The 25,409-nt window shown below is 60.6% G+C and carries 29 protein-coding genes; 17 read left to right on the top strand and 12 right to left on the bottom strand.

Annotated features, from left to right (window positions below; translation table 11 throughout):
• Positions 1-422 precede the first annotated feature (422 nt).
• A complete protein-coding gene (gene rhtA, locus AB4N48_RS06445; protein ID WP_353188939.1) occupies positions 423-1,310 on the top strand; it encodes a threonine/homoserine exporter RhtA in 888 nt (295 codons plus the stop codon).
• A gap of 167 nt (positions 1,311-1,477) precedes the next feature.
• Positions 1,478-1,759: a hypothetical protein gene (locus tag AB4N48_RS06440; RefSeq protein WP_041478482.1), complete on the top strand. Its 282-nt coding sequence runs from the start codon at positions 1,478-1,480 to the stop codon at positions 1,757-1,759.
• Here AB4N48_RS06440 and AB4N48_RS06435 read toward each other — a convergent pair whose 3' ends face one another.
• Positions 1,760-2,329, bottom strand: a complete 570-nt coding sequence (locus AB4N48_RS06435; RefSeq protein ID WP_460094972.1) for a TetR/AcrR family transcriptional regulator — start codon at positions 2,327-2,329, stop codon at positions 1,760-1,762.
• A gap of 92 nt (positions 2,330-2,421) precedes the next feature.
• Here AB4N48_RS06435 and AB4N48_RS06430 point away from each other — a divergent pair, with 92 nt between their 5' ends.
• Positions 2,422-3,150: an SDR family oxidoreductase gene (locus AB4N48_RS06430; protein WP_282386391.1), complete on the top strand. Its 729-nt coding sequence runs from the start codon at positions 2,422-2,424 to the stop codon at positions 3,148-3,150.
• A gap of 41 nt (positions 3,151-3,191) precedes the next feature.
• Positions 3,192-3,788, top strand: coding sequence for a 2-hydroxychromene-2-carboxylate isomerase (locus AB4N48_RS06425; protein ID WP_236168537.1), 597 nt, complete (start codon positions 3,192-3,194; stop codon positions 3,786-3,788).
• Between the two features lie 44 nt (positions 3,789-3,832).
• Here AB4N48_RS06425 and AB4N48_RS06420 read toward each other — a convergent pair whose 3' ends face one another.
• The 5 genes from AB4N48_RS06420 to AB4N48_RS06400 form a co-directional block, all read right to left on the bottom strand.
• A complete protein-coding gene (locus tag AB4N48_RS06420) occupies positions 3,833-5,641 on the bottom strand; it encodes an aminopeptidase P family protein (RefSeq protein ID WP_236168536.1) in 1,809 nt (602 codons plus the stop codon).
• Positions 5,642-5,709: 68 nt separating this feature from the next.
• A complete protein-coding gene (locus AB4N48_RS06415; protein WP_252868019.1) occupies positions 5,710-6,876 on the bottom strand; it encodes an aminotransferase class V-fold PLP-dependent enzyme in 1,167 nt (388 codons plus the stop codon).
• A gap of 205 nt (positions 6,877-7,081) precedes the next feature.
• Positions 7,082-7,696: a LysE family translocator gene (locus tag AB4N48_RS06410; protein WP_076563682.1), complete on the bottom strand. Its 615-nt coding sequence runs from the start codon at positions 7,694-7,696 to the stop codon at positions 7,082-7,084.
• Positions 7,697-7,797: 101 nt separating this feature from the next.
• Positions 7,798-8,067 (bottom strand): hypothetical protein, encoded by a 270-nt coding sequence (locus AB4N48_RS06405; protein WP_016770723.1) that lies wholly within the window; start codon positions 8,065-8,067, stop codon positions 7,798-7,800.
• Positions 8,068-8,168: 101 nt separating this feature from the next.
• Entirely contained in the window at positions 8,169-8,531 is a 363-nt protein-coding gene (locus AB4N48_RS06400; protein ID WP_236168533.1) for an antibiotic biosynthesis monooxygenase, read from the bottom strand.
• Positions 8,532-8,624: 93 nt separating this feature from the next.
• Between AB4N48_RS06400 and soxR the strand changes: the two genes are divergently transcribed.
• The 10 genes from soxR to AB4N48_RS06350 all read left to right on the top strand — a co-directional run bounded on the left by soxR (position 8,625) and on the right by AB4N48_RS06350 (position 16,127).
• Positions 8,625-9,077 (top strand): redox-sensitive transcriptional activator SoxR, encoded by a 453-nt coding sequence (gene soxR, locus AB4N48_RS06395; RefSeq protein WP_056788635.1) that lies wholly within the window; start codon positions 8,625-8,627, stop codon positions 9,075-9,077.
• Positions 9,078-9,189: 112 nt separating this feature from the next.
• The gene (locus AB4N48_RS06390) at positions 9,190-9,648 is read left to right on the top strand and encodes a VOC family protein (RefSeq protein WP_056788589.1); all 459 of its coding nucleotides are present in this window, start codon (positions 9,190-9,192) and stop codon (positions 9,646-9,648) included.
• A gap of 215 nt (positions 9,649-9,863) precedes the next feature.
• A complete protein-coding gene (locus AB4N48_RS06385; RefSeq protein ID WP_016770800.1) occupies positions 9,864-11,063 on the top strand; it encodes a PepSY-associated TM helix domain-containing protein in 1,200 nt (399 codons plus the stop codon).
• Positions 11,060-11,602 carry a thiamine pyrophosphate-binding protein gene (locus AB4N48_RS06380; protein WP_252868020.1) on the top strand — a complete coding sequence of 181 codons (543 nt, stop codon included), beginning with the start codon at positions 11,060-11,062 and terminating at the stop codon, positions 11,600-11,602. The genes AB4N48_RS06385 and AB4N48_RS06380 overlap by 4 nt, the downstream gene beginning before the upstream one ends.
• Positions 11,599-11,937 (top strand): hypothetical protein, encoded by a 339-nt coding sequence (locus AB4N48_RS06375; RefSeq protein ID WP_252868021.1) that lies wholly within the window; start codon positions 11,599-11,601, stop codon positions 11,935-11,937. The genes AB4N48_RS06380 and AB4N48_RS06375 overlap by 4 nt, the downstream gene beginning before the upstream one ends.
• Positions 11,934-12,509: a DUF6162 family protein gene (locus tag AB4N48_RS06370; RefSeq protein ID WP_217851603.1), complete on the top strand. Its 576-nt coding sequence runs from the start codon at positions 11,934-11,936 to the stop codon at positions 12,507-12,509. The genes AB4N48_RS06375 and AB4N48_RS06370 overlap by 4 nt, the downstream gene beginning before the upstream one ends.
• A gap of 35 nt (positions 12,510-12,544) precedes the next feature.
• Positions 12,545-13,474 (top strand): metal ABC transporter substrate-binding protein, encoded by a 930-nt coding sequence (locus tag AB4N48_RS06365; protein ID WP_056788579.1) that lies wholly within the window; start codon positions 12,545-12,547, stop codon positions 13,472-13,474.
• The gene (locus AB4N48_RS06360) at positions 13,471-14,322 is read left to right on the top strand and encodes a metal ABC transporter ATP-binding protein (RefSeq protein WP_122707196.1); all 852 of its coding nucleotides are present in this window, start codon (positions 13,471-13,473) and stop codon (positions 14,320-14,322) included. The genes AB4N48_RS06365 and AB4N48_RS06360 overlap by 4 nt, the downstream gene beginning before the upstream one ends.
• Positions 14,322-15,221 (top strand): metal ABC transporter permease, encoded by a 900-nt coding sequence (locus AB4N48_RS06355; RefSeq protein WP_007917717.1) that lies wholly within the window; start codon positions 14,322-14,324, stop codon positions 15,219-15,221. Before AB4N48_RS06360 ends, AB4N48_RS06355 begins: the two co-directional genes overlap by 1 nt.
• Positions 15,222-16,127: a metal ABC transporter substrate-binding protein gene (locus AB4N48_RS06350; RefSeq protein WP_073472505.1), complete on the top strand. Its 906-nt coding sequence runs from the start codon at positions 15,222-15,224 to the stop codon at positions 16,125-16,127. It abuts the gene before it with no gap.
• Positions 16,128-16,325: 198 nt separating this feature from the next.
• On the opposite strand, the gene AB4N48_RS06345 is transcribed toward AB4N48_RS06350, so the two are convergent.
• The 5 genes from AB4N48_RS06345 to AB4N48_RS06325 form a co-directional block, all read right to left on the bottom strand.
• Positions 16,326-16,550, bottom strand: a complete 225-nt coding sequence (locus AB4N48_RS06345; protein WP_460094971.1) for an MbtH family protein — start codon at positions 16,548-16,550, stop codon at positions 16,326-16,328.
• Positions 16,551-16,632: 82 nt separating this feature from the next.
• A complete protein-coding gene (locus AB4N48_RS06340; protein WP_252876671.1) occupies positions 16,633-18,045 on the bottom strand; it encodes an aspartate aminotransferase family protein in 1,413 nt (470 codons plus the stop codon).
• Positions 18,046-18,186: 141 nt separating this feature from the next.
• Positions 18,187-18,672, bottom strand: a complete 486-nt coding sequence (locus AB4N48_RS06335; RefSeq protein ID WP_150638849.1) for a GNAT family N-acetyltransferase — start codon at positions 18,670-18,672, stop codon at positions 18,187-18,189.
• 216 nt (positions 18,673-18,888) lie between these two features.
• Entirely contained in the window at positions 18,889-20,214 is a 1,326-nt protein-coding gene (locus tag AB4N48_RS06330; RefSeq protein WP_041478464.1) for an ATP-binding protein, read from the bottom strand.
• Complete coding sequence (locus tag AB4N48_RS06325) at positions 20,211-20,891, bottom strand: response regulator (RefSeq protein WP_039759813.1); 681 nt, start codon at positions 20,889-20,891, stop codon at positions 20,211-20,213. Before AB4N48_RS06325 ends, AB4N48_RS06330 begins: the two co-directional genes overlap by 4 nt.
• Positions 20,892-21,046: 155 nt before the next feature.
• Here AB4N48_RS06325 and dsbD point away from each other — a divergent pair, with 155 nt between their 5' ends.
• From dsbD to dsbG, 3 genes are read left to right on the top strand one after another with little or no spacing between them, the layout of a single operon-like run.
• Complete coding sequence (gene dsbD / locus AB4N48_RS06320; RefSeq protein WP_460094970.1) at positions 21,047-22,780, top strand: protein-disulfide reductase DsbD; 1,734 nt, start codon at positions 21,047-21,049, stop codon at positions 22,778-22,780.
• A complete protein-coding gene (locus tag AB4N48_RS06315) occupies positions 22,780-23,661 on the top strand; it encodes a TlpA disulfide reductase family protein (protein WP_041478462.1) in 882 nt (293 codons plus the stop codon). Before dsbD ends, AB4N48_RS06315 begins: the two co-directional genes overlap by 1 nt.
• A complete protein-coding gene (gene dsbG / locus AB4N48_RS06310) occupies positions 23,637-24,407 on the top strand; it encodes a thiol:disulfide interchange protein DsbG (protein ID WP_252882429.1) in 771 nt (256 codons plus the stop codon). Before AB4N48_RS06315 ends, dsbG begins: the two co-directional genes overlap by 25 nt.
• Before the next feature lie 136 nt (positions 24,408-24,543).
• Here dsbG and AB4N48_RS06305 read toward each other — a convergent pair whose 3' ends face one another.
• Positions 24,544-25,359: an alpha/beta fold hydrolase gene (locus AB4N48_RS06305; RefSeq protein WP_460094968.1), complete on the bottom strand. Its 816-nt coding sequence runs from the start codon at positions 25,357-25,359 to the stop codon at positions 24,544-24,546.
• Between the last annotated feature and the right edge of the window lie 50 nt (positions 25,360-25,409).

Raw genomic sequence — 25,409 nt, 5'->3', positions numbered from 1 at the left:
TCGAAGAATTCTTCAACAACTTCAACCACTTGCGCTTCCGATCTCTCGTTAGCGGGAGGCGAATTCTACAGCGTTAATCGCTGCTGTCAACACCTCTTTTTCTCCGCTTTCGACCGAGAAGATCGAACCGTTAAAAGAGCTACACATCACTGCCCTTTCAACTCCTTCCAGGCTTCGATGATCTGAAGCAAGCCCCTGTCGAAAACCGCATAACTCTTTGAATCTCAAGGAGTTTTCCGTTTCGACTGCGCCGGAAGTGGGGCGAATTATAGACCTCTGGAATCTGCCGTCAACCGTTAATTTCGCTTTTCTTTCAAATCAGCAAAAACGCTTTCTATATATAGACGCGCCCCCATCCAATGCGCAGTATATTGCCCACTACCACAACAATACTGTGTTTTTGCCTTGGATGCTGCCGCGCAATGAATGATCAACCTCGCTCCCTTGCTTCCACATTGTTTCCGGTTTGCCTGCTCATGATAGCCATGGCGTCCATCCAGTCGGGCGCTTCTCTGGCCAAAAGCATGTTCCCCATTATCGGCGCACAAGGAACAACCACTCTTCGCCTGATCTTTGCCAGCGTGATCATGCTGCTGATACTGCGCCCATGGCGTGCAAAGCTGACCGCCAAGTCTCTTCGTACCGTGATCGTCTACGGAATGGCATTGGGTGGAATGAACTTCCTCTTCTATATGTCGCTGCGCACAGTGCCGCTGGGCATCGCCGTTGCGTTGGAATTCACCGGCCCATTGGCTGTAGCTATATATGCCTCCCGCCGCGCCATCGATTTTGTCTGGATCGCGCTCGCTGCAGCCGGTTTGCTTCTATTGATACCCACCGGCGCTACCACTGCCGGCATTGATCTGGTCGGAGCGGGCTATGCGCTCGGCGCCGGGGTTTGCTGGGCGCTGTACATTTTGTTCGGGCAAAAGGCCGGCGCCGACAACGGGGTGACGACGGCAGCCCTCGGCGTAATGATCGCCGCGCTGTTCGTGGCGCCGATCGGAATCGTTCATGCCGGTGCTGCGCTGCTTACACCATCGTTGATTCCAGTCGCTATCGGCGTTGCCATTCTGTCGACCGCCCTGCCCTATACCCTGGAGATGGTCGCGCTGACGCGTATGCCCGCGCGCACCTTCGGCACGCTCATGAGTATCGAGCCGGCCTTCGGCGCGCTGTCAGGCCTGCTTTTTCTCCAGGAATACCTTTCATTGTCACAATGGCTGGCCATCCTGTGCATTATTCTGGCTTCAGTGGGCGCAACCATGACCATGGGTAGCGGAGCAAAGCCTGCTGTCGCGGCTGACTGAAGCGTAGCGAAAGTGGCTCTGGTAATTGGCGCTCATTTAGGCCATGTTTAGCTGCGTAACCCATCGCCAGGCATGGATTTTTTCGCAAAGGACGGCACCACGCTGCAAACGCGAGCGAATACAGGCAGACCCGACCACCAGACTCGCGGCCGCTATTAAGGATGGTAATGAAACGAATTTTGCTAATGATCGCCCTGCTGGCGATCGCGAGTTGCGCGGCGACTTCGGAAACCCAGGTCAAACGCGGCAAGAAGGGACTGCACATCAACTGTTCCGGTCTTTCATCCTCATGGGACAAGTGCTACACCAGCGCAGCCAACTCCTGCGCCCCCAAGGGTTACAAGGTGATCGCCAAATCCGGGGATGCCGTCGAGGAACCTGGCGATTATCCGTTCGGCCTGAACCCCGCCGGTTATACCAGCCGCAGCATGATCGTCATCTGCAAATAACTACTCGGCTCGTGGCAAAGCGAGCTGACGAGTGATTTGCTCATGACTCGAGCGCAACACCGTACGCTGCACGTCCGGTGTTGCCAGCATTCGCGCGACCACCAACGCACCCACACATTGCGACAGCACCGACCAGGCCAGACTCTCGCTTTCCAGGATCTCAGCCCAGCCCTGCTGAAGACGGCAGATCCACTGTTCAGCCTGCTCACGCACCTGCATATCGGCACGGGCAACCTCTGCGCCCAATGTCGGCAGCGCGCAACCGGACTCTGGTTGCTCGACGTGGGCCATGCTCAGGTACTGCTTCAGACAACGCTCCAGCCGCTGCCTATCCGCACTGCCCTGGCCACCAAGGCGTTCAAGACTTTCACTCAACTCTCGCTCGACGATGGCGGCGAACAACGCATCCTTGGATGAAAAGTGGCTGTAGAACGCGGCGCCACTCAAACCGATGGCTTTCATCAGGCCATCCACGCCCACCGTGGAAAACCCCGATTTCTTCGCCGACAGCGCGCTGCTTTGCAGCAATCGTTCGCGGGTTTCCGATTTGTGCCCGGGTGAATAACGCATGTCCTCTCCTGAAAATAGATCGCCTTGACGCTGCCCAAATCCTAGCATAACGTTCGTTAACTAAACGATCGTTAACCAAAAAGGGTTCACCCATGAATAACAAGAAGGTCGTGTTGGTTGTCGGGGCCGGCGATGCCACGGGCGGGGCGATTGCCAAGCGCTTTGCCAGTGAGGGATTTATAGCCTGTGTGACCCGGCGCAGCGCCGACAAGCTGCAGCCACTGGTTGACGCAATCATCGCTGAGGGCGGTGAGGCCCATGGTTTTGCCTGCGATGCGCGCAAGGAAGAAGACGTCATCGCCTTGATCGAAGACATCGAAACCCGCGTCGGCCCGATCGAAGCCTTTGTTTTCAACATCGGCGCCAACGTGCCCTGCAGCATTCTCGAAGAAACCGCGCGCAAATATTTCAAGATCTGGGAGATGGCCTGCTTCTCCGGTTTTCTCAATGCCCGTGAAGTGGCCAAGCGCATGGTCACTCGGCAGCGCGGCACGATTCTGTTCACTGGTGCCACGGCCGGGCTGCGCGGTGCTTCTGGATTTGCCGCTTTCGCTGGAGCCAAACATGGCATCCGCGCACTGGCGCAAAGCATGGCGAGAGAGTTGGGGCCGATGAACATTCATGTCGCCCACGTCGTGGTTGATGGTGCGATCGACACCGACTTCATCCGCAACAGCTTTCCCGAGAAATACGCGACCAAGGATCAGGACGGCATTCTCGATCCAGAGCACATCGCTGAAAACTATTGGTATCTGCACAGTCAGCCACGGGATGCCTGGACTTTTGAGCTGGACCTTCGGCCCTGGAACGAACGCTGGTAAGCCCTCCTCCCTCATTACAACAATAAGAGCGCAATTTGATCATGACGAAATCCGTGGAATTCTATTTCGACCTCGGCAGCCCCACCACCTATCTGGCGCACACCCAGCTAGCGAAAATCTGCGCCGATACCCATAGCGAACTGATCTACATCCCGATGCTGTTGGGTGGCGTGTTCAAAGCCACCGGCAACGCTTCGCCGGCAATGATTCCGGCCAAGGGCCGCTACATGTTTCAGGACCTCGATCGCTTCGCCAAACGCTACGGCGTACAGCTCAGATTCAATCCGCACTTTCCAATCAACACGCTGATATTGATGCGTGCCGTTACTGGCATGCAGATGCGCCAGCCGCAGCGTTTCGCCGAATTCGTCGATTGCCTGTTCAGGGCGCTTTGGGTAGAAGGTCGTAACCTCAACGATCCGCAAACCATTGCTGCCGTGCTGACTGAAAACGGCTTCGACCCCCAAGAGATAATCGCGCTGACCAACGACGAATCAGTAAAAGCCGCACTCAAGGAAAACACCGAAGCCGCCATCAAACGCGGCGTTTTCGGTGCCCCCAGCATGTTTATCGGCGATCAGTTGTTCTTCGGTCAGGATCGACTCGACTTCGTGGAAGAGGCATTGCGCCAGGACTGAAGCCAAGCCCCAAGGCATCGCGAGCGGTGCCTTGGGTAAATCGATCAAATGGCCACAGTGCGCTCGTTCAACCAGCTCAACGCCGCGCCATCCAGCAATGGACTCAGTCGCTCACGCACTTCGCGGTGGTAGTCGTTCAGCCACTGCTTTTCTTCGTGGGTCAGCAGGTCAGCAATCAGGCAGCGGGTATCGATCGGGCACAGCGTCAGGGTTTCAAACTTGAGGAAGTCGCCGAATTCGCTGCTGCCGGCCTCACGGTTCATCGCCAGGTTTTCGATGCGCACGCCCCAGCGGCCCGGGCGATAAGTGCCGGGTTCGATCGAGGTGATCATCCCCGGCTGCATCGCCGTCTGCGGTGCCGGTGCCGCTTGATAAGCAATTACCTGCGGACCTTCGTGAACGTTGAGGAAATAGCCCACGCCATGACCGGTGCCGTGACCGTAGTCGACGTTGTCAGCCCAGATCGGCGCACGAGCGATGGCGTCGAGCAGCGGCGACAGAATGCCTTTCGGGAAACGTGCCCGCGACAAGGCAATCACGCCTTTCAGCACGCGCGTGCAATCCTGCTTCTGCTCTTGCGTCGGCGTGCCCACCGGGACCATCCGCGTGATGTCAGTGGTACCGCCGAGGTATTGGCCACCGGAATCGATGAGCAACAGACCATCGCCCTCGATCACCGCATGCTCTTCTTCGGTAGCGTGATAGTGCGGCATCGCACCATTGGCGTTGAACGCGGCAATCGTGTTGAAGCTCAGCGAAACGTAATCGGGACGACGTTCACGGGCAGCGGTAAGTTTCTCGTCGATGATCAGTTCGGTGATGCGCTCGCGCCCCCACGCCGATTCCAGCCAGGCAAAGAATTCGCACAACGCTGCGCCATCCTGCTCCATCGCTTTACGGATGTGTTGAGCGTCGGCTTCGCTTTTCTGCGATTTGGCCAACGTAGTCGGGTTGAGGCCCTCGACCAGTTTCACGCCACTGTCGAGGTTATCCAGCAACCCCGTGGTCACTCGCGCCGGATCGACCAGCAGGCTCGCGCCACCCGGCACAGACCGCAACGCATCGGCCACTTCGCTGTAATCACGTAGCGTTACGCCATCCTGTTCGAGCACGGCACGCAGATCGGCATCGACCTTGCTCAGCGCCACAAACAGCGTGGCCTGTTGCTGATTGATCAAGGCGAACGAAACAAACACCGGATTGAACGAGACATCACCGCCGCGCAGGTTGAACAGCCAGGCGATGTCATCCAGGGTGGCGATGAAGTGCCAGTCGGCACCACGTTCTTGCAAGGTTTCGCGCAATTTCGCCAGCTTCTCGCCACGACTGATAGTCGCTTGCGGCGGCAGATGCTGATAGATCGGCGCGTTCGGCAGGCTCGGGCGATCACGCCAGACTTCCTGTAACAGGTCGATATCGGTGCGCAGGCGAGCGCCGCGTGCCTCAAGCTTGCTGCTCAGTGTGCGCGCCGAAGCCACCGCCATTACCGCGCCGTCCACCGCAACCACGCTGCCCTCGGGGGTTTGCTCCGCCAGCCAGTCCAGCGGGCTCGGCTGCCCCGGTTGCAGTTTGACCAGTTCGATGCCGCTGCCGTTGAGCTCTTTCGTCGCCTGTTCCCAGTAACGACTGTCGGCCCACACACCGGCGAAATCCGCAGTGACGATCAGCGTACCGACCGAGCCGTGGAAACCCGACAACCACTGCCGGCCTTGCCAGTAACCCGGCAGGTATTCCGAAAGATGCGGGTCGGCGGACGGCACCAGCAGCGCGTGGATGCCTTCGCGGCGCATCAGTTCACGGGTATGCGCCAGGCGCTGAGGCACCGATCCTTCGGTCAAGGTGTGGGAACTCATCATGTCTCCTGCTAATCGCGTCATCGTTATTGTTCGTAGCCTTCGCGGCCATGGAAAGCGTCTGCTGTTTAGAGCCCTGTCGCCCAGAATGCCGGAGCACTGGCGCAGGCGGTTGTGATCAGGTCAACGGCCTTGTCGACATCCTCGACTTTGGTAAACCGCCCGAGACTCAAGCGAATGGTGCGCCCCGCAAGCCGCGCATCGTGTCCGAGCGCGAGCAGCACGTGGGACGGTGCGTTGCTCGCGGAATTACACGCCGACGTCGCGGAAAACGCGATCGAATGGCTCAATGCGGCGCTGTTGAACTCGCCCTCGCTGAAGGTCAGGCTCAGGGTGTGCGGAATACGTTGCGAGGCACTGCCGTTGAGGCGCACGCCGGGCAACTTCAAAAGCTGTTCGAGCAAGCGTTCGCGCAAAGCGATGATGGATTTTTTCTCTTCATCGAATGCGTCGGCGGCCAAAGCGAAAGCAGCGCCCATCCCGGCAATCTGATGAGTCGCCAGGGTTCCGGAGCGCAGGCCACCTTCATGACCGCCGCCGTGGATCTGTGCCTGCAAGCGTTGCTGCGCCTGCGGGGCGACATACAAGGCGCCGATGCCCTTGGGGCCGTAGAGTTTGTGTGCGGAAAAGGACATCAGATCCACCGGCCAGCGGCTCAGATCGATCGCGACTTTGCCCGCGCCTTGCGCCGCATCAACATGAAACAACGCCTGTCGACTGCGCACCACTTCGCCAATCGCCTCGACATCGTTGACCGTGCCCAACTCGTTGTTGACCAGCATCAGCGAGACCAGAAAGGTGTCGTCACGCATCGCTTCGCTGACCGCTTGCGGCGTGATCAAGCCTTGGGCGTCCGGCACCAGATAGGTCACGGCAATGCCCGAATCCTGCAATTGCCGGGCGGTGTCGAGAATGGCCTTGTGTTCGATCTGACTGGTAATGATGTGCCCGCCGCAAACGCCACGGGCCTGAGCGACGCCTTTGAGGGCGAGGTTGTTGGATTCGGTGGCCCCGGAGGTCCAGACAATCTGCTCAGGCTGCGCGCCGACCAGATCGGCAACTTGCCGACGTGCCTGCTCGACCGTCTGCCGGGCCTGTTGGCCGAAAGCGTGGGAGCTGGACGCCGGGTTACCAAAGTTACCGTGAAAACCCAGACACTCGATCATCACCTGGATGACCCGCTCGTCCACCGGGGTGGTGGCGGCGTAATCGAAATACAACGGACGTGTGTTCATAAAGGACTCGCAGAGCGTGTTCCGGGATCAGGAGGCTCGTGTCTGCAAACGACAATGCACAGCCTCGTGGGCTGTGCATGGGTTCGAGAGCGTCATCAATACCTGATCGGATGCCGTTAAAGAAGTAGGGCTTCATTTAAAAGTGCGTAGGAACGCTCCTGAAACCGAGCTTAACAGGCATCGGGCCGGCGATTGAAGCAATGCGTCAGTGAAAGCTTTCCAGAAGTAACGGATACAGCGAGATCACCAACAGCGCTGCCATGCCCCAATTGAACACGCGCAACCAGCGCGGATCTTTCAGCACATTGCGCAACAGCGTGCCGCACGCCGCCCACAGGCCGACACTGGGCAGATTGATGATGGCGAACACCGCCGCGATGATCACGACGTTATAGAAATAACCCTGCATCGGCGTGTACGTGCTGATGGCACCGATTGCCATGATCCACGCTTTGGGATTGACCCACTGGAACGCTGCGGCGCCCAGATAGCTGATCGGTTTCGCCTCGCCGTGGGCACTGTCGCCGACCGGGCCGGAGTGGGCGATTTTCCACGCCAGATACAACAAATACGCCGCGCCGACATAACGCAGCACCGTATACAGAATCGGGTAGGCCTGAAACACCGCGCCAAGGCCGAAGCCTACCGCTACCACCAACAGGAAGAAGCCGCAGCTGATGCCGAGCATGTGTGGAATGGTGCGGTTGAAACCGAAATTCACTCCGGACGCCAGCAACATGGTGTTGTTCGGCCCCGGTGTGATCGAGGTGACAAGCGCAAACAGGGCAAAGGCCAACAGCAGATCAAGCGAGAGGTTCATCGAGGCAGTCCATCCAGGGTCATTCAGCTGTTGACCCTATCCCACACGGCCCGGCAAACCCACGGACAGTTTGGGAAAACTTCAAGCAGTACAGTTTGCTGTCAGCTTGGACGGCCGTGCAGCTGTATGGCACGTTCGGCGCTCATCTCACCCTGCTGATCGAAGCCGAAAGTCTTCTGCGGCTGGCCGAGCAATTGGGCTTTTTTGGCGTGGTATTCGTCGAACGACAAGCCGCTGCGGTTCAGGGCCTCCAGCGCCAGCTCGCGGGATTCTTCAGCGGTGTAAGGACGCAGCTCTGGCGAAACATGGCCAGCACAACCGGCGAGTACGGAAACAGCGAGCATCAGCGAAACAGTCAGTAAACGGTTCATGGGAGCGTCCTGGCGAGCAATGTGGGGTCGATGGAGAAAGGCTACGCCCGGGCACGCTCGCGCAGAAATCAACGCTCTCAATAGTGGCTATCAGGTTGGCACTAATACTGGCTGACCGGCAGACGGCAGTGCAGCGCGTCGTCGTGGCTGCGGGCAATGCTGCTGTGCACCTGGAACGAGTTGAAGGTCACGGTTTTCGCCCGATGCGTACGGATCAACTGCCAGAAATCCTCTTCGCCGCGTTCGAAACCGCGAAATGCCGCATCGCCCGCTTCGCGACTTTGCCACTGCAAAAAGCTCAACACGCGGCGGCCGTCGTCGCTGGCTTGCACGCTGGCGCTGAGAAATCCGTCGTAACGCAGAGCCAGACCCTCGGTCTGCGTGGCCAGAGCCGAGACCAGCGCCGCTTGCTGACGGGGTTCGATTTCGAATTCGATCAATTGGGTAAAGCTGCGATTGCTCATGGAAAGCCCCCACTCATGTTGAAGCGAGCCTTGCGACCCGAAGAGCTGCAGGGTAAAACCTCTAGTTAAGTCAAGGTCAAGAGCATTTTCAGCATGATCAGCAAAGACCAGGTGCACAAGCCTCTCACCGTGGGTGAGGTTGCGGCGCGCAGTGGCGTCGCGGTCACGGCGCTGCACTTTTATGAAGCCAAAGGTTTGATCAAGAGTGAACGCAATGCCGGCAACCAGCGCCGCTATCCGCGCGCCGTCCTGCGCCGGGTGGCGTTGATCAAAGTCGCGCAACGGCTGGGAATACCGCTGGCGGAAATCGGCGAAGCGCTGAAGATCCTGCCGCAGGATCGCGCGCCATCGGCGGCGGACTGGAAAATGCTGTCTGAACAATGGCAGCGCGAGCTCGACGAACGAATCAGGCAATTGACGCTGATGCGCGATCAGCTCACCGGGTGCATCGGCTGCGGCTGTCTGTCCATGGAAGCGTGTCCGTTACGCAATAAAGGCGACATGCTCGGTGACCGAGGCCCAGGCCCGCACTTTCGCGATGAATGATGATTGCTGCTCGTCGGCGGAAAATCTGTGCAGTAAGGACGGTTCTATAGTGATTGCTCCGGGTAAGTCCGGTGTAACCACATCTGTTGAAAACAAAAACAGGGAGAACGTCATGAGCGTCAAACCCATTCCCGAGGGGTATCACAGCATTACCCCGTATCTCGGCATCCAACAGGCTGCCGAGGCCATCGAGTTCTACAAGAAAGCCTTCAATGCCAGCGAAGTCATGCGCCTGACCATGCCCGACGGCAATATCGGCCACGCCGAACTGCGCATCGGCGACAGCGCGATCATGCTTGGCACCCCTTGTGATCAGGGGCCGTTGAGCAATCCGCAGCAGGCGGTGTCGATCGGCTTGCACCTGTATGTCACCGATGTCGACCAGTCCTTTCAACAAGCGCTGGATGCCGGGGCGCAAAGCGTCTCCGAGGTCAAAGACCAGTTTTATGGTGATCGCAGCGGCACGCTCAGAGATCCGTTCGGCCATCTGTGGTTTCTCGCCACGCACAAAGAGGATCTGAGCGAAGAGCAGATTCGCCAGCGGGCGATGGAGATGTTTAACCAAGGTTGAGGGTTTTTTACCTCGGATCAACCGGCAGAAATACACTGCCGATGTAATTGCGAAACATTTACTTTCATATCCGCTTTCGGGATTTTCTTCGCTCATCCGTCTTATAGGAATGCAGGCCGTTCGCGTAGGCAAAAGCCACGAACGGTCTCCCGGGGGAGTTCCGTGCTGCGAAGCCCGTAGCCCGGCCCCTTCCACCGCAATCAAGACGCGCAATCATGTCGAAGAAATCCCGTTCCAAACTGTGGTTCCTGGTGCATAGCTGGCTGGCGTTGCCGATCTGGTTCTTTGTGCTGATCGTCTGTGTCACCGGCACGCTGGCGGTGGTCAGCCAGGAGATTGTCTGGCTGGCCAACCCGCAAATGCGCGCCAGTCAGCCGTCGGACGACGCGCCGCGACTGAGCTACGACCAGATCCTCGCCGCGATCAAACAGGCCGAGCCGCAAACCCTGGTGCAGAGCATCAATCGTCCGGACGAGTCGCACTTTGCCCTCGACGTCGAAGTCAGCTACCCCGACGGGCGCTCGTTGACGGTCTATGTCAATCCGTACACCGGAGTCATTCAGGGCACCGCGCCGGCCTTCGATTTCAAGGCGTTCACCCGCGCCCTGCACGGCTGGTGGCTGGTGCCGTTCACCAACGGCTACAGCTGGGGCTGGTATCTGGTGTCATTGCTCGGCGTGCCGATGCTGGTGTCGCTGATTACCGGGCTGGTGGTCTACAAGCGCTTCTGGAAAGGTTTTTTGCGCCCGACCCTGCGTGTACGCCATGGTGCGCGGATCTTCTGGGGCGACTTCCATCGCCTGTGCGGCATCTGGTCGATCTGGTTCATCGCGGTGATTTCCATCACCGGCATCTGGTTCCTGATCAAAGCGATCCTGTTCGATAACCAGATTTCCATTTCCAGCGAGCCGATCATCCCGGCGATGTCCCGCGAAAGTGTGCCGATCTCGGCAGCCGGCACCCCGCCGCCGCGCATCAGCCTGGATCGCGCAATAGAAATCGCCCAGCAGAAGATTCCGGGGCTGGAGGCCAGTTACGTCAACCTGCCGGGCAATGCCTACTCGCACATGAGCGTCAGCGGCCGTGGCTGGTATCCGCTGATGTATCAGACCGCGACTCTCAACCCGTACAACGGCGAAATGGCTTCCTCACGCTTGCTGTCCGATCGGTCCTCGCTGGAATTCGTCACCGAATCCATGCGCCCGCTGCACACCGGTGACTTCGGTGGAATCTGGATCAAGTTGATCTGGTTCTTCTTCGGTCTGTTGCTGAGCATGATGATCCTCAGCGGCCTGCTGATCTGGACCAAGCGCACCGCGTTGGCCACCGCCAATGCGCTGAAACGCGAGGACAAGAAAAACCGCGTCACCGCCCAACCGGCGCTGCGCCGTGAACCTTCGGAGGCCAGCCTGTGAACAAAGCCATCTCGATCACACCGCCGTCGCGCCTGTCGCGTTTCTGGCACAAGTGGCGCTTCCATATCAACGTTCTGCTGTTGCTGATCCCGCTGGGCTTCATGCCGAAATACTTTGCCGATGCTTCGCTGTTTCGCGGCGACAGCGGCCTGGGCCAGCGTGAAATAGGCACCGTTCAGGTTGGCCCGTGGAGCCTGCGTCTGGCCGAGTTACGCGAAGAGGCGCCGCACCTGAGCGGCCCGGCCGGCTACATGAAGGATTTCACTGCCGCCGTCTGCGACAGCTGTGTCGAACAGGTCAAGGCCACTTACCTGCGCATCGGCAAGCCGCGCAGCCTGCGTGCCGCCGGCACGATCTTCTTCGGTACCCCTTACCGCATGGGCACGCAGATGCCGATCCCGGCAAAGACCAAACCTGACGCCGAGCTGTGGATCACCATGGAAGGCTGGGACGGCAGCATGCACCAAGCCGCGATTCCCCTGAGCCAAGCCTCCCCCGCCACGGTTGCGTGGCTGAACAAACAAGGAGCCAAACCATGACTCGCTCACCCCTTCATACCCGTTTGATCGCCAGCGCCGCGCTGCTGCTGAGCGCCGGTTTCAGCGCCAGCGCCCTGGCGCACAACCCGATGTGCGAATGCAAAGCCATCGATGCCGAACAGATCAAATGCACCGGCGGTTTCTCCGACGGCAGCGGCGCGCCGGGGGTGACCCTCGATGTGATCGGCTATGACGAAACCATTCTGGTGCCGGGCAAATTGGGTGATGACTCGACGCTGACGTTCAAGAAGCCCGGCAGCGAGTTCTATGTGCTGTTCGACGCCGGACCAGGCCACGTGGTGGAAATCGACCAGGCGGATATCGAAGCCCCATGAGTAGCCCGACGACGCAAGTGGTACGTCCGGCCGGTGCCGGTCATGAAACCCTCAATGTGCTGCTGTTGTGCCTGCTGATCCTCGCGGTCGCCGGCTCGGTGGTGGCGTGGCGCGGGGTTTCCCATGAACCGGAGCCGGTCGCCAGCAACCAGTACGACGCCCGCCGCGATCTCAGCGCCGCTGAGCAAGGCATCTATGCCGACCTGCGCGTGACCCTCGACGAAATCCGTCTACTGCGCGAAGAGCAACAAGCCCTGCCGACGCCACAGGTGCTGGCCGAAGAAGGTTTCGCGCCGTTCGCGCAGGATGCCAGTTCGGTCAGCCGTGGCGGTCACGCATGGCAGATGTTCGCCGATCGTGCCTATTTCGGTCGGAGTGCGACGCCTGATGTCGCCGGTTCGTTTTTGATGCGTGTCGGCACTGACGCCAACGCGGCGCCGGACATCTGGCTGAACCGCAGCGCCGACCTCGCGCCTGCGGAGGATCTGTCCGACGCGGCGCTGTCCGCCGCTGGCTGGAAACAGATCGTCGCGCAATTCGATGCCGGGGTTACCCGCGAACATCGCCATTGATTCCTCGCCTTTATCCGAGAGAAGACTGCTTGCCCATGTCCATTTCATCTCCTCGCCGTCCATTGTTACGCCTGTTTCTGCTTGGCCTGTGCGCCTGCCTGCTGAGCCCGTTGGCCAGCGCCGAGCAAGGCAAACGCCTGCGTATCGGCATCACTCTGCATCCGTATTACAGCTACGTCGCCAACATCGTCGGCGACAAGGCCGAAGTGGTGCCGCTGATTCCCGCCGGCTTCAATCCGCACGCCTACGAGCCTCGAGCTGAAGACATCAAGCGCATCAGCGGGCTGGACGTGATCGTGCTCAATGGCGTCGGCCATGACGACTTCGCCGACCGGATGATCGCCGCCAGTGAAACACCCAATGTCAAAACCATCGAAGCCAACGAGAACGTGCCGCTGCTGGCGGCCACCGGTGTCGCTGCGCGCGGCGCCGGCAAAGTGGTCAATCCGCACACGTTCCTGTCGATCAGCGCCTCCATCGCCCAGGTCAACAACATCGCCCGCGAACTGGGCAAGATCGATCCGGACAACGCCAAGACCTACACCCAGAACGCGCGTGCCTATGGCAAACGCCTGCGGCAGATGCGCGCCGACGCTTTGGCCAAACTCACCCAGGCACCCAACGCCGAACTGCGCGTGGCCACAGTGCATGCGGCTTACGACTATCTGTTGCGCGAATTCGGTCTGGAAGTGACGGCCGTGGTCGAGCCGGCCCACGGCATCGAGCCAAGCCCGAGTCAGCTGAAAAAAACCATCGACCAGTTGCGTGAACTCGACGTCAAAGTGATCTTCTCGGAGATGGATTTCCCGTCCAGCTACGTCGACACCATCCAGCGCGAATCCGGGGTGAAGCTGTACCCGCTGTCGCACATTTCCTACGGCGAATACACCGCCGACAAGTACGAAAAGGAAATGACCGGCAACCTCAACACCGTGGTCCGGGCGATTCAGGAGTCGGGGGCATGACGTCGAAAGAAACCTTGATCCCTGACAACACCAATAACCCGGTGGGAGCGAGCCTGCTCGCGAAGGCGCCGGATCAGGCAACATCTTCGCTGAATGACGCACCGCATTCGCGAGCAGGCTCGCTCCCACAGGGGATAACCGGGCCATCGCTGGAGTTTACGGAAGTGAGCCTGACGCTGGGGCGCACGACGATTCTCGACAAGGTCAGCTTCCAGGTGCAGCCCGGCAGCGTGCATGCGCTGGTCGGCCCCAATGGTGGCGGCAAGAGTTCGCTGATCAAAACGCTGCTGGGGCAGATGCCGCATCAGGGCCAGCTCAGCCTGCACTGGCCCGGCGAGCCCGGCACCATTGGTTACGTTCCGCAGGCGCTGGAGTTCGATCGCGGCTTGCCGATGACCGTCGACGATTTCATGGCCGCCATGTGTCAACGCCGTCCGGCCTTTCTCGGTTTAAGCAAACACTACGCCGGCGCCATCGGCGAGGCACTGGAGCGCGTCGGCATGCAGGACAAGCGCAAGCGGCGCATGGGCGCGCTGTCCGGCGGCGAGCGGCAGCGGGTGCTGCTCGCGCAGGGCTTGATTCCGGCGCCGCAACTGCTGGTGCTCGACGAGCCGATGTCGGCCCTCGATGAGGCCGGGATCCAGGTGTTCGAACGTCTGCTGACTGACTGGCGCGCGGCGGGGATCACGGTGTTGTGGATTGAGCATGACCTGGAAGCGGTGGGTCGGCTGGCCGATCGGGTTACCGGCCTCAACCGCCGCGTGCTGTTCGATGCCACACCGCAACAGGCACTGACTCCGGAGCGTCTCCTGACGCTGTTTTCCACCCATCCACGGAGCGCGGTCTGATGAGTTACGAAGCCTTTCGTTTGATGGTCCAGGGTTGGGCGTCTTCCGGTTATCTGCCGGAAGCGCTGGCCTACGGCTTTGTCGTCAACGCCCTGCTCGCCGGCCTGCTGATCGGCCCGGTGCTGGGCGGGCTCGGCACGCTGGTGGTGGTCAAGCGCTTCGCGTTCTTTTCCGAAGCAGTCGGCCATGCCGCGTTGACCGGTGTCGCCATCGGCATCCTGCTCGGCGAACCCTACACCGGCCCGTACGGCAGCCTGTTCGGCTACTGCCTGCTGTTCGGCATCCTGCTCAACTACCTGCGCAACCGCACCGGGCTGGCACCGGATACGCTGATCGGCGTGTTTCTCTCGGTGTCACTGGCACTGGGCGCGAGCCTGCTGCTGATTCTCGCCGGCAAGATCAACGTGCACATTCTGGAAAACGTGCTGTTCGGTTCGGTGTTGACCGTCAACGGCAATGATCTGGCGGTGCTGGCGATCGTCGGTTCGCTGGTCATGGCCCTCGCCCTGCCGCTGTACAACCGCATCATGCTCGCCAGTTTCAATCCGCAACTGGCGGCGGTGCGTGGCGTAGCGGTGAAGACCCTGGATTACCTGTTCGTGATCCTGGTGACCTTGATCACCGTCGCGGCAGTGAAGGTGATTGGCGCGATTCTGGTCGGTGCCTTGCTGGTGATTCCGGCGGCAGCGGCGCGCTTGCTCAGTCAGTCGCTGAAAGGGTTTTTCTGGTGCTCGGTGCTGATCGCTACCGTCAGCACCCTGTGCGGGATTCTTGCGCCGATCGTATTCGATCTGCCGATCCCGTCCGGCGCCGCGATCATTCTGGTCGCCGGCATCGCTTTCGCCCTCGCCGCCATTGCGCGCGGCGTCGTCCCCAGCCTGAAAGGGAACCTTGGATAAATGGCTTTTTCATTGCGTAACCTGACTCTGGCCATGGCCCTGTGTGGCGTGGTCTGCACTCCGTTGATGGCGGCTGAAACTGCGAAACCGTTGCGCGTTCTGGCCTCGTTACCGATCACCTATGGATTGGGCGAAGCATTGCTCAAGGGTACCGACGTCAAACTTGAACGTGCGGCGCCGGCCAACCTTCCGGGTAGCCGTCAGACTGCGTATTTCACCGGCCGTGGCGCTCCGGCGCTGAGCAAACTGGCCACCGACGCGGACGCGGTAATCGGTCTGCGTTCGCTGTGGGCCGATGATCCGCTGTACCCGATCGCGCGGCGCAGCAACATCCGTATCGTCGAAGTCGATGCTGCGCGCCCGGTCGACGGCGCCCTGCCCGGCATCGCCGTGCAGCCGGGCCTGCAGGTTGATGGCCTGAACAGTCAGCCATGGCTGGCGAGCAACAACATGGGGCGCATGGCCGATGTGATGGCGGCGGACCTGGTGCGCCTGGCGCCGAGCGCCAAGCCTGCAATCGAAGCCAACCTGGCGGCGTTGAAACAGCGTTTGCTGAAACTCAGCGCGGACACCGAAGCGCGTCTGGCCGAGGCGGACAACCTGAGCGTGATGAGCCTGAGCGATCACTTCGGCTATCTGATTGGCAGCCTCAACCTTGAACTGGCCGGACAGGACGCGCGGCCTGATGCCGAGTGGACGCCAGAGGAGTTGAAGAAGCTGACGGCGACGCTAAAGGACAATGACGTGGCAGTGGTGCTGCACCATCGCCAGCCAGCGGAGCCGGTGAAAGCAGCGATTGCCGAATCCGGCAGCCGCCTGGTGGTGTTGAGTACCGATGCGGCCGATCCGCTGGCGGAGCTGGAGGGGAATGTGGATTTGTTGCTCAAGGGGTTGAGCGGAGCGTAGTCAGGCTGATACCGAGTCATCGTTCATCGCTGGCAAGCCAGCTCCCACAGAGTTTTTGGCGAACACACATTTGTGATCAACCACAATACCTGTGGGAGCTGGCTTGCCAGCGATGAGACTGTGCAGACAATACAAATTCAAGACATGAAAAAACCCGCTGACCATCACTGGTCCAGCGGGTTTTTTATGCCCGGTCGCTTATTGCGCCGCGACTTGCGCATCCATGTTCTGGCGCAGGCTCAACGGGCGCATGTCGGTCCAGACTTCTTCGATAAAGGCCAGGCATTCCTTTTTCAGGCCGCTCTTGCCCACGGTACGCCAGCCTTGCGGCACGGCTTTGTAATCGGGCCAGATCGAGTATTGCTCTTCGTGGTTGACCACGACCTGAAAGAGGATGTCCTCGCGGTCGAATACTGACGTCATGCTGGTTCTCCATCGTTGTAAGGTCGGCTGCACAACGGATGCAGCCGGGTATGTAGAAAGAACGTTCGCCGCGCGGAAAAATTTACAGCGCGGCGGTGGCAGCGGCCAATGCGCATCCGAAGATCTCGGCCACCCGATCGATTTCCGCTGCGCTGATCACCAGCGGCGGCAGGAAGCGCACGACCGCGCCATGGCGGCCGCCCAGTTCCAGAATCAGGCCACGCTTGAGGCATTCACGCTGGACCAGCGGCGCCAGACGCGCGAATGCCGGCGGATGACCGAGCGCGTCGGGCGCGCCGTTCGGGTCGACCAGTTCGACGCCGAGCATCAGGCCTCGACCACGGATATCGCCCAGTTGCGGGAAGTCGCGTTGCAGGATGTGCAGATGTTCGCTGAGCCGATCACCCATGGCAGCGGCGTGTTCACAGACCTTGTGCTCTACCAGATAACGCATCACCGCTGAACCGGCGGCCATGGCCATCTGATTGCCACGGAACGTGCCGGCATGGGCGCCCGGTTGCCAAGTGTCGAGCCAGTCGCGGTACACCACCACCGCCAAGGGCAGGCTGCCACCGATGGCTTTGGACAACACCACCACATCCGGAACGATGCCCGCATGTTCAAAGGCAAACATCTTGCCGGTGCGGGCGAACCCGCTCTGGATCTCATCAACGATCAGCGCCACCCCGGCCCTTTCGGTAATTCGGCGCAAGCCACGCAACCACTCGATATCGGCCGGAATCACCCCGCCCTCGCCCTGCACCGCTTCGACGATCACCGCCGCCGGCAATTGCACGCCAGCCTCGGGATCGTTGAGCAGGTTTTCCAGGTAGCTCAGATTGGCGTTGACGCCCGCCGCGCCGCCGAGGCCGAACGGGCAACGGTAGTCGTAGGGGAACGGCATGAACTGCACGCCATTGCTGAGCAAGGCACCCAGTGGTTTTTTCGGCCCCAGGCTGCCCATCAGGCTCAACGCACCCTGACTCATGCCGTGATAACCGCCGGAAAATGACAGCACGGTGCTGCGGCCAGTGGCCGTGCGCACCAGTTTCAATGCTGCTTCCACGGCGTCGGTGCCGGTCGGGCCGCAGAACTGGATTTTCGCCTGTGCCGCCAACTCCGTGGGCAGCAGTCCGAACAGGTCCTGGACGAATTGATCCTTGACCGGCGTGGTCAGGTCGAGGGTGTGCAGCGGCAACTCATCGGCCAGCACCTGCTGGATCGCCTCGATCACTACCGGGTGGTTGTGCCCCAGCGCCAACGTGCCGGCCCCAGCCAGGCAGTCGATGAAGGTACGCCCTTCGACATCCTCGACATACAGGCCCTTGGCACGCTTGAGCGCCAGCGGAATGCGGCGTGGATAGCTGCGCGCGTTGGACTCCTGACGACTCTGGCGCGCCAGTAACGGTGATTCGTGGAATTCGTACAACGTCTCCGCTGGCGCCGAGGCGACCCGGGCCGACGACGCTTCGATAAGGCTGGTGGCGACTGACATCTTTCGACCCCTCAATTCGTATGGATAGTGACCAAAACAGCACACCAACAGGTGCGCGTTCCGGTCGCGGGGCGCACTTGCAGGTTTTCCTGTTCTGGAAACGCTTCAGAGCGGTACGGATTTACACCCTTGATCGAGTTGTCACGGCAGTGAGGACAAAGGTTTGTGCAGCGGCACGGTTTGCAAGCCGGTGGAGAGGCCGGGTGGCGCTGCCTGTTGGTAACCCAGGTGCCGATAGAACGCCTCGGCGGTGCGGGTGCTGTTGAGGTGAACATGCTGCACACCACGAATGCGCAACCAGCCCTCGAGATTGTGCATCAGCGCCCGGCCGACGCCGCGGCGAAAGGATTCCGGCTGGACGTAACACAGCAGGATTTCGCCACTGACCCGGGCCATGCCGACACCGACCGGTTTGTCTTCGAACGAAGCGATACAGAGATAAAAGTGTGGGTCGGCGAGCCGGCTACTGATGAAATCGGCAGAGGAGCGGTTGAGCCAGTCGCTGACCAGAAGTGGATGGTTGCGGTGATCGAGTGCACATCCGATACGGATCGAGCGCTCGACAATACGGTTGATGATGCCGGTGTCGGCCAGAGTGGCCGAACGAACGCAGACGGGTGCTTCCATGGCGCAGTTCCCTCAATCCTTTGAGTCAAAGCTGCGTTGACCTTAGCCCCGCCCCTGGCGAATAGCGAACGCCGAGAAGTTACATTTGATGTGGAAGAACGTGATCATTTGTGGGAGCGAGCCTACTCGCGAAAGCGTCAGGCCAGTCAACGTCCATGTTGAATGACTTACCGCATTCGCGAGCAGGCTCGCTCCCACAGGGGATCTGAGGTGAGATCAGAGGGCTTGCAACGGCATGGTCAGTTCGACCCGCAAGCCGTCCGGGCGACTGTCGAAATGCAGCGCACAATCACAGCGCTGGACAATCGCCTGGACAATCGCCAGACCCAGCCCGCAACCGGTGCTCTGCCCGTTGCGCCAGAAGCGCTGAGTCAGATGCTGCAAGTCATCCGGCGCAATGCCTGGGCCATGATCGCGCACGACAAAACGCACACGATTGCCGATGCTCTCCAGGCTAACCTCGACCGCACAATCTTCAGACGTGTGGCGCAGGGCGTTGTCGAGCAGGTTGCGCAATGCAGCAATCGCCAGCACCGCAGGCATTTGCAGCGGCGCGGTGGGCAGGTCGTCCGGCACGTGCAGCTTGATCCGCAACCGCTCGCCGCCGGTGGCGTCCTGGATCGCCAGTCTGGCCACTTGTTCGGCGCTGCATTGCGAGCCGTCATCAAACGACAGACTGCCTTCGACCCGCGCCAGTAACAGCAATTGCTCAAGAGTGCGATGCAAGCGATCGGCGCCCTCCTCGGCGCGCGCGAGCGACTGATCGCGGGCGCTGCCGTCGGTCATGCGCGCCACTTGCAGGTGGGTCTTGATCGCCGTCAGCGGACTGCGCAGTTCATGCGCGGCGTCGCCGGTCAGACGACGTTCACGTTCGATGGTCTTGCCGATGCGTTGAAACAACTGATTCTGAGTTTCCAGCAACGGCTTCAATTCGCTGGGAAACGCCTGCAACTGCAATGGTTCAAGAGAGTCGGCATTGCGCCGCATCAGCGCCTCGCGCAGACGATTGAGCGGCGCCAGGCCCTGACCGATGCCCAGCCACAGCAGGCACAGGCAACCCAGCAAGGCCACACCGACCGGCACCGAAGCAGCGAGCAGAATCGACATGTTCAAGGCTTCGCGCTCGATCTGCCGATCCGCCGTAGTGATGCGCACATCGCCGCGGGCCAGGGTGAAACTGCGCCACGGGGCGCCGTCGATCATCTGATCGTGGAAGCCCATTTTCTCGGCTTCCAGCGCTTGCTCGGGGTTGTTGTGGCTTCGCGCGAGAATCTCGCCGCGCAATGAGCTGACCTGACAAGCCATGCCACCGGGAATATTCAGCTGTTCTGCGCTGAAATGGGTGCCCTCGCCCTTGCTCGGCAGCGTCGGCAATTGCTCGAGCAAGCCGGCGACCATGCGCGCCGACGCCACCAGACGCTGGTCGAGGGAAAACATCATCTGATTGCGCAGGTCGCTGAGCATCCACGCCGCCGCCAGCGCCCAGATCAACGCGAAGGCGGCGCCGAGCGTCAGGCTCAGGCGCAGGCGCAGACTCATCATTTGCCTTGCTCTGCGCCATCGGCGGGGCCGAGGCGATAGCCCAGACCACGCACGGTTTCGACGATGCCTTTGCCAAGCTTGCTGCGCAGATGATGGATATGCACGTTCAGCGCGTTGCTTTCCAGTTCGTCGTTAAAGCCGTAGACGCTGTCCTTCAGTTGCTCGGTGGACAGCACCCGGCCGCGATTGTGCAACAGCGCCTGCAACAGCGACTGCTCGCGGCGCGACAGGTCAACCGGTTGCCCGGCCAGACGGGTTTCGCGGCTGCTCGGGTCGTAGGTCAGCGCGCCGTGCTCAATCAGATTGACGCTACGCCCTGCCACCCGGCGCAACAGGGTTTGCAGGCGAGCGAACAGTTCGCGCAGGTCGAAAGGCTTGAGCAGATAGTCGTCGGCGCCGGCCTGCAGACCATCGACACGATCGGTCACCGAGTCACGGGCAGTTAGGATGAGAACCGGAATTTCCAGGCCGCTCTGCCGCAACTGTTGCAGCAACTTGAGGCCATCTTCGTCGGGCAACCCGAGATCGAGAACCATCACGTCGAATTCGGCGACCTTGAGCATCGCCCGCGCCTTGGACGCGGTGTTGACGTGCTCGACGGTCAGGCCCTGGGCGGTGAGGCCGGCAACGATGCCGCTGGCAATCAGCTCGTCGTCTTCGCAAACCAGTACGTGCATGGTGAATCCCACAGGAAAAAAGCGGATTAGGCAGTTGGCCGATTAAGCTGACATTATGGCGCCCAACGTCACTGCGACAAGGGCATGGCGGTTAATCATCGGTTAATCGCCGCTGCCCATTGTGCACCTCACTTGCACAGGGACAAGGCTTCTCCATGCGTCATTTTTTTGTTTTGTTTGCGTTACTGATCTCGGGCCTGGCCCAGGCTGGAAACAATCCTTTCGATACGAAACCGGACTTCTTGCCGGTCGACCAAGCGTTCGTGTTGACTTCCGAGCGTCTGGATTCAGGCGAAACCCAGCTGTTCTGGCAGATCACCGACGGCTACTACCTGTATCAGAAACGCCTGAAATTCGATGGACTGGCCGCCGATCAGCAGCCGGTGTTGCCTGAAGGCGAATCCCACAGCGATGAGTTCTTCGGCGAGCAGCCGGTGTACCGCCAAGGGCTGGAAGTAAAAATCCCGGCGGCGGCCAGCGGTCAGATCAAAGTCAGCTATCAAGGTTGCGCCGATGCCGGTCTGTGTTATCCACCGCAAATTAGGGTGATCGATCTGGGTGGCAAAGCCGCAGCAACAACAGGCGCTGAAGCCCCGGATCAGGCTTTGGCCAGCAGTCTGCAACAACGGGCGCTGGGCTGGAGTCTGTTGGTGTTCTTCGGACTCGGCCTGCTATTGGCGTTTACCCCGTGTTCGCTGCCGATGCTGCCGATTCTCGCCGGGATGATCGTCGGCAGTGGCGCCACACCACGGCGCGGCTTTGCCTTGGCCAGCAGCTACGTGATCTGCATGGCACTGGTGTATGCGGCGATGGGCGTGATTGCTGCGCTGCTCGGTGCGAACTTGCAGGCGTGGTTACAGAATCCGTGGTTGCTCGGTGCGTTTGCGGCGATTTTCGTGATACTGGCGTTACCGATGTTCGGCTTCTTCGAGCTGCAACTGCCGGTGGCGCTGCGTGATCGCCTGGAACATGCGTCGCGCAGCCGCAGCGGCGGCAGCCTGATCGGCGCCGGGGTGCTGGGCGCATTGTCCGGTCTGTTGGTCGGGCCATGCATGACCGCGCCACTGGCCGGCGCGCTGCTGTACATCGCGCAGAGCGGTAACGCGTTGCACGGCGGTCTGATTCTGTTTGCACTGGGCATCGGCATTGGTGTGCCGCTGTTGCTGCTGGTCACCGTGGGCAACCGATTCCTGCCCAAGCCCGGCGCGTGGATGAATCTGCTCAAGGGCATATTCGGCTTTCTCTTTCTTGCCACTGCATTGTTGATGCTGCGCCCGGTACTGGACCCGTCGTTGTGGCTGGGGCTGTGCGGCGCTCTGCTGTTGATCGCCGCTTACAGCGCCTGGAAACAATCCGCAGGGTTTGGCCGCGTCGCGCAGATGTTTGGCGCCCTGTCCTTGTTGCTCGGTTTGTGGGGCAGCTTGTTGGTGATCGGTGCGGCGGGCGGCAGTGATGATCCGTATCAGCCATTGCAGGTCTACAGCGCCGGCCCTGTCGCCAGCGCGGCGCCGACGGGTCACGATGCCTTTAGCACAATCAAGGAACCGGCGGCACTGCAACGCGAACTCGACGCGGCCAAGGCTCAGGGCCAGTGGGTGTTGCTCGATTACTACGCCGACTGGTGTGTGTCGTGCAAAGTGATGGAGAAGAAGGTGTTTGGTGAAGCCAAAGTCATGCAGGCCCTGAGCGATGTGCGCCTGCTGCGCCTGGATGTGACCGCAGACAACGCTGCGAGCCGTGAGCTGCTCAGTCGCTATAAAGTGCCGGGGCCGCCGACGTTCATCTGGATCGGCGCCGACGGTGAAGAACGCCGCAACCAGCGCATCACCGGCGAGGTCGATGCCGAGACCTTCCTGCAACGCTGGTCCACCACCCGAGACGCCAACTGATGCTGACGTTCACCCTCGGCACTTTCGCCATCGCGCTCAACCACCTGCTGCTGATCAGTGCTCTGGCGCTGGCGACGTTTGTCGGCTGGCGAGTGGCCAAGCGCGGCGGCGAGAACCCCGAGTCAGCGCTGTTCAGTCTGTTCTTGCTGGGCATGCTTGCGGCGCGCATTGCGTTTGTCGCGCTGTACTGGTCGCACTATCGCAATGACCCGTGGCAGATCATCGATCTGCGCGACGGTGGTTTCCTCGCTTGGCCCGGAGTGATCGTGCTGTTGCTGGCGGCGTTGTATCGCGGCTGGCGCCGGCCCGCTTTGCGCCGCCCGCTAGGCTTCGGCGTGGTCAGTGGCGTGGCGTTCTGGCTGCTTGCCACCCTGTCTCTGAATATCTACGAACAGGGCACCCGGCTGCCGGATATTGCCCTGCGCAACGCCGCCGGGGAAAAGATCAAGCTCAGCGACTATCAGGGCGGCCCGCTGGTGATCAACCTGTGGGCGACCTGGTGCCCGCCGTGCCGGCGAGAAATGCCAGTGCTGGAAAACGCCCAGCAACAGCGCCCTGATCTGACGTTCTTGTTCGTCAATCAGGCCGAAAGCATGCAAAGCGTGGCGACGTTCCTGGAAACCCAGGGCCTGAGCCTGAACAACGTGCTGTTCGACCGCGGCGGCCGTCTCGGTCAGGCCGTGGGTTCCATGGCGTTACCGACTACGCTGTTCTATAGCCCGGACGGTCGCTTGCTGACCAGTCACCTCGGCGAACTGTCGAACGCCAGCCTGGCCCGCGCTCTGGAAACGTTCGACACTTCGCCTTCAAGCCCGAATCAGGCCGTTGCCCCGGCCAACTCTGCAAGGAAACTGCCATGCCCCGCCTCCGCCACCTGCTGACGCTGACTCTGGGCACTGCCCTGCTGCACTTGCCGTCGGTGCAGGCCGCTGAAGAACTACCCGCAGCGATCAAAAAAATCGAAGCCAAGGGCGCGAAAATCGTCGGCCAGTTCGACGCCCCTGATGGCCTGCGCGGGTACGCCGCGCAATACCAGAATCGCGGCATGGCGCTGTACCTGACCCCGGACGGCAAACACGTCGTGGTGGGTAATCTGTACGACGCCGACGGCAAGGACCTGAGTAGCGAGCCGCTGCAGAAACTGGTCTACGCACCGATGTCCAAGGAAGTCTGGGCCAAGTTCGAGGCGAGCAACTGGATTCAGGACGGCAACAAGGATGCACCGCGCACGGTGTACCTGTTCAGCGATCCGAACTGCCCGTACTGCAACATGTTCTGGGAACAGGCGCGACCATGGGTCAAGGCCGGCAAAGTGCAGCTGCGCCACATCATGGTCGGCATCATCCGCGAAGACAGCCCGGGCAAATCAGCCGCGCTGCTGGCGGCGAAAGACCCGGCCAAGGCCCTGCAAGATCATGAGAGCGCCGGTAAGAGCAGCGCCCTCAAGGCTTTGAAAGACATTCCGGTCGCCGTGCAAACCAGACTCGCGGCCAACATGCAGTTGATGGAAGACCTCGAACTGCAAGCCACCCCGGCGATTTTCTATATGGATGACAAAGGTGAACTGCAACAGCAGCAAGGCGCGCCATCGCCGGACAAGCTGGTGAAGATTCTCGGGCCTAAATAAAGCCGATTCTTTATCGCTTGACCCGGCCTCATCGCGGGCAAGCCCGCTCCCACAGAATCTTGTGATGAACACGGAATAGGTGAACACCTGAAACCCTGTGGGAGCGGGCTTGGCCCGCGATTGGAATTCCCTCGGTCTAGCGGTTGCGCTCGGTCAGAAACGCCAGCAGCGCCTCAGTGACAAACCCGGGATTCTCCAGATTGGAGATATGCCCCGCCTCCGGCACCAGCACACACGGGCAACCAATCAACTCAGCCATTTCCCGGGCTTCCGAGGGTGGCCGTGGTTTGTCCTGATCACCGCACAGCACCAGCGTCGTCGCCGGGTTCAGCTCGCCCAGCCGTGGCAACAGGTCGTTGCGGCCAAACGTGATGCGGCCCATCGGCACAATGCTTTCGCGCAGACGCTCGGGCGAGTAGCCCTTCAATTTCGAGCGGAAATCCTGATACAGCGCCGACTGCGGGTCGATGCCCGGGCGGAAGAAGATTGGCACGACGATGTCGAGCAATTGGTCGGAGATGGTGCCGCTGTCTTCGATCTGCTTGAACAACGAGAAGTAATACTGGCGCGTCGGTTCCGGCTCGACACCGACGTAGGTGTCCATCAGCACCAGACCGTTGAGACGTTGCGGTGCGGACAGTGCCAGGCGCGTGCCCCACATGCCGCCGACCGAAAGCCCGACGAGGGTGACGCGGTCGATGTCCAGGTGATCGAGCAAGGCCTGCGCCTGTCGGGCGATGTCGTCCAGCGATGTGGTGCCTTCAGGTAACTTTCCGGAATCGCCATGGCCCCACAGATCCAGGGCGATGACGCGATAATGCGGGGTCAGCGCGGCGATCTGCGGCGCCCACATCGCTTGGTCCCAAAGGTAACTGCCGGCCAGCAACACGGCGGGGCCGGTGCCTTGATCAATGTAGTGCAGTGCTTGTCCGTCAACCGTGAAAAAGGGCATCGACCACCTCCGCGAGAAAAAACAGAACCGGCAGACTGAGCTGCCGGTTG

The organism is Pseudomonas sp. S2_C11, assembly GCF_054668395.1.
The sequence above is the reverse complement of the archived record's forward strand: the minus strand, read 5'-3'. Positions and strand labels throughout refer to the sequence as shown.

Bases quoted from the DNA above. Each gene is read 5' to 3' on its own strand.
- rhtA (WP_353188939.1), top strand. From the start codon at position 423: ATGAATGATCAACCTCGCTCCCTTGCTTCCACATTGTTTCCGGTTTGC.
- AB4N48_RS06440 (WP_041478482.1), top strand. From the start codon at position 1,478: ATGAAACGAATTTTGCTAATGATCGCCCTGCTGGCGATCGCGAGTTGC.
- AB4N48_RS06435 (WP_460094972.1), bottom strand. From the start codon at position 2,329: ATGCGTTATTCACCCGGGCACAAATCGGAAACCCGCGAACGATTGCTG.
- AB4N48_RS06430 (WP_282386391.1), top strand. From the start codon at position 2,422: ATGAATAACAAGAAGGTCGTGTTGGTTGTCGGGGCCGGCGATGCCACG.
- AB4N48_RS06425 (WP_236168537.1), top strand. From the start codon at position 3,192: ATGACGAAATCCGTGGAATTCTATTTCGACCTCGGCAGCCCCACCACC.
- AB4N48_RS06420 (WP_236168536.1), bottom strand. From the start codon at position 5,641: ATGAGTTCCCACACCTTGACCGAAGGATCGGTGCCTCAGCGCCTGGCG.
- AB4N48_RS06415 (WP_252868019.1), bottom strand. From the start codon at position 6,876: ATGAACACACGTCCGTTGTATTTCGATTACGCCGCCACCACCCCGGTG.
- AB4N48_RS06410 (WP_076563682.1), bottom strand. From the start codon at position 7,696: ATGAACCTCTCGCTTGATCTGCTGTTGGCCTTTGCCCTGTTTGCGCTT.
- AB4N48_RS06405 (WP_016770723.1), bottom strand. From the start codon at position 8,067: ATGAACCGTTTACTGACTGTTTCGCTGATGCTCGCTGTTTCCGTACTC.
- AB4N48_RS06400 (WP_236168533.1), bottom strand. From the start codon at position 8,531: ATGAGCAATCGCAGCTTTACCCAATTGATCGAATTCGAAATCGAACCC.
- soxR (WP_056788635.1), top strand. From the start codon at position 8,625: ATGATCAGCAAAGACCAGGTGCACAAGCCTCTCACCGTGGGTGAGGTT.
- AB4N48_RS06390 (WP_056788589.1), top strand. From the start codon at position 9,190: ATGAGCGTCAAACCCATTCCCGAGGGGTATCACAGCATTACCCCGTAT.
- AB4N48_RS06385 (WP_016770800.1), top strand. From the start codon at position 9,864: ATGTCGAAGAAATCCCGTTCCAAACTGTGGTTCCTGGTGCATAGCTGG.
- AB4N48_RS06375 (WP_252868021.1), top strand. From the start codon at position 11,599: ATGACTCGCTCACCCCTTCATACCCGTTTGATCGCCAGCGCCGCGCTG.
- AB4N48_RS06370 (WP_217851603.1), top strand. From the start codon at position 11,934: ATGAGTAGCCCGACGACGCAAGTGGTACGTCCGGCCGGTGCCGGTCAT.
- AB4N48_RS06365 (WP_056788579.1), top strand. From the start codon at position 12,545: ATGTCCATTTCATCTCCTCGCCGTCCATTGTTACGCCTGTTTCTGCTT.
- AB4N48_RS06360 (WP_122707196.1), top strand. From the start codon at position 13,471: ATGACGTCGAAAGAAACCTTGATCCCTGACAACACCAATAACCCGGTG.
- AB4N48_RS06355 (WP_007917717.1), top strand. From the start codon at position 14,322: ATGAGTTACGAAGCCTTTCGTTTGATGGTCCAGGGTTGGGCGTCTTCC.
- AB4N48_RS06350 (WP_073472505.1), top strand. From the start codon at position 15,222: ATGGCTTTTTCATTGCGTAACCTGACTCTGGCCATGGCCCTGTGTGGC.
- AB4N48_RS06345 (WP_460094971.1), bottom strand. From the start codon at position 16,550: ATGACGTCAGTATTCGACCGCGAGGACATCCTCTTTCAGGTCGTGGTC.
- AB4N48_RS06340 (WP_252876671.1), bottom strand. From the start codon at position 18,045: ATGTCAGTCGCCACCAGCCTTATCGAAGCGTCGTCGGCCCGGGTCGCC.
- AB4N48_RS06335 (WP_150638849.1), bottom strand. From the start codon at position 18,672: ATGGAAGCACCCGTCTGCGTTCGTTCGGCCACTCTGGCCGACACCGGC.
- AB4N48_RS06330 (WP_041478464.1), bottom strand. From the start codon at position 20,214: ATGATGAGTCTGCGCCTGCGCCTGAGCCTGACGCTCGGCGCCGCCTTC.
- AB4N48_RS06325 (WP_039759813.1), bottom strand. From the start codon at position 20,891: ATGCACGTACTGGTTTGCGAAGACGACGAGCTGATTGCCAGCGGCATC.
- dsbD (WP_460094970.1), top strand. From the start codon at position 21,047: ATGCGTCATTTTTTTGTTTTGTTTGCGTTACTGATCTCGGGCCTGGCC.
- AB4N48_RS06315 (WP_041478462.1), top strand. From the start codon at position 22,780: ATGCTGACGTTCACCCTCGGCACTTTCGCCATCGCGCTCAACCACCTG.
- dsbG (WP_252882429.1), top strand. From the start codon at position 23,637: ATGCCCCGCCTCCGCCACCTGCTGACGCTGACTCTGGGCACTGCCCTG.
- AB4N48_RS06305 (WP_460094968.1), bottom strand. From the start codon at position 25,359: ATGCCCTTTTTCACGGTTGACGGACAAGCACTGCACTACATTGATCAA.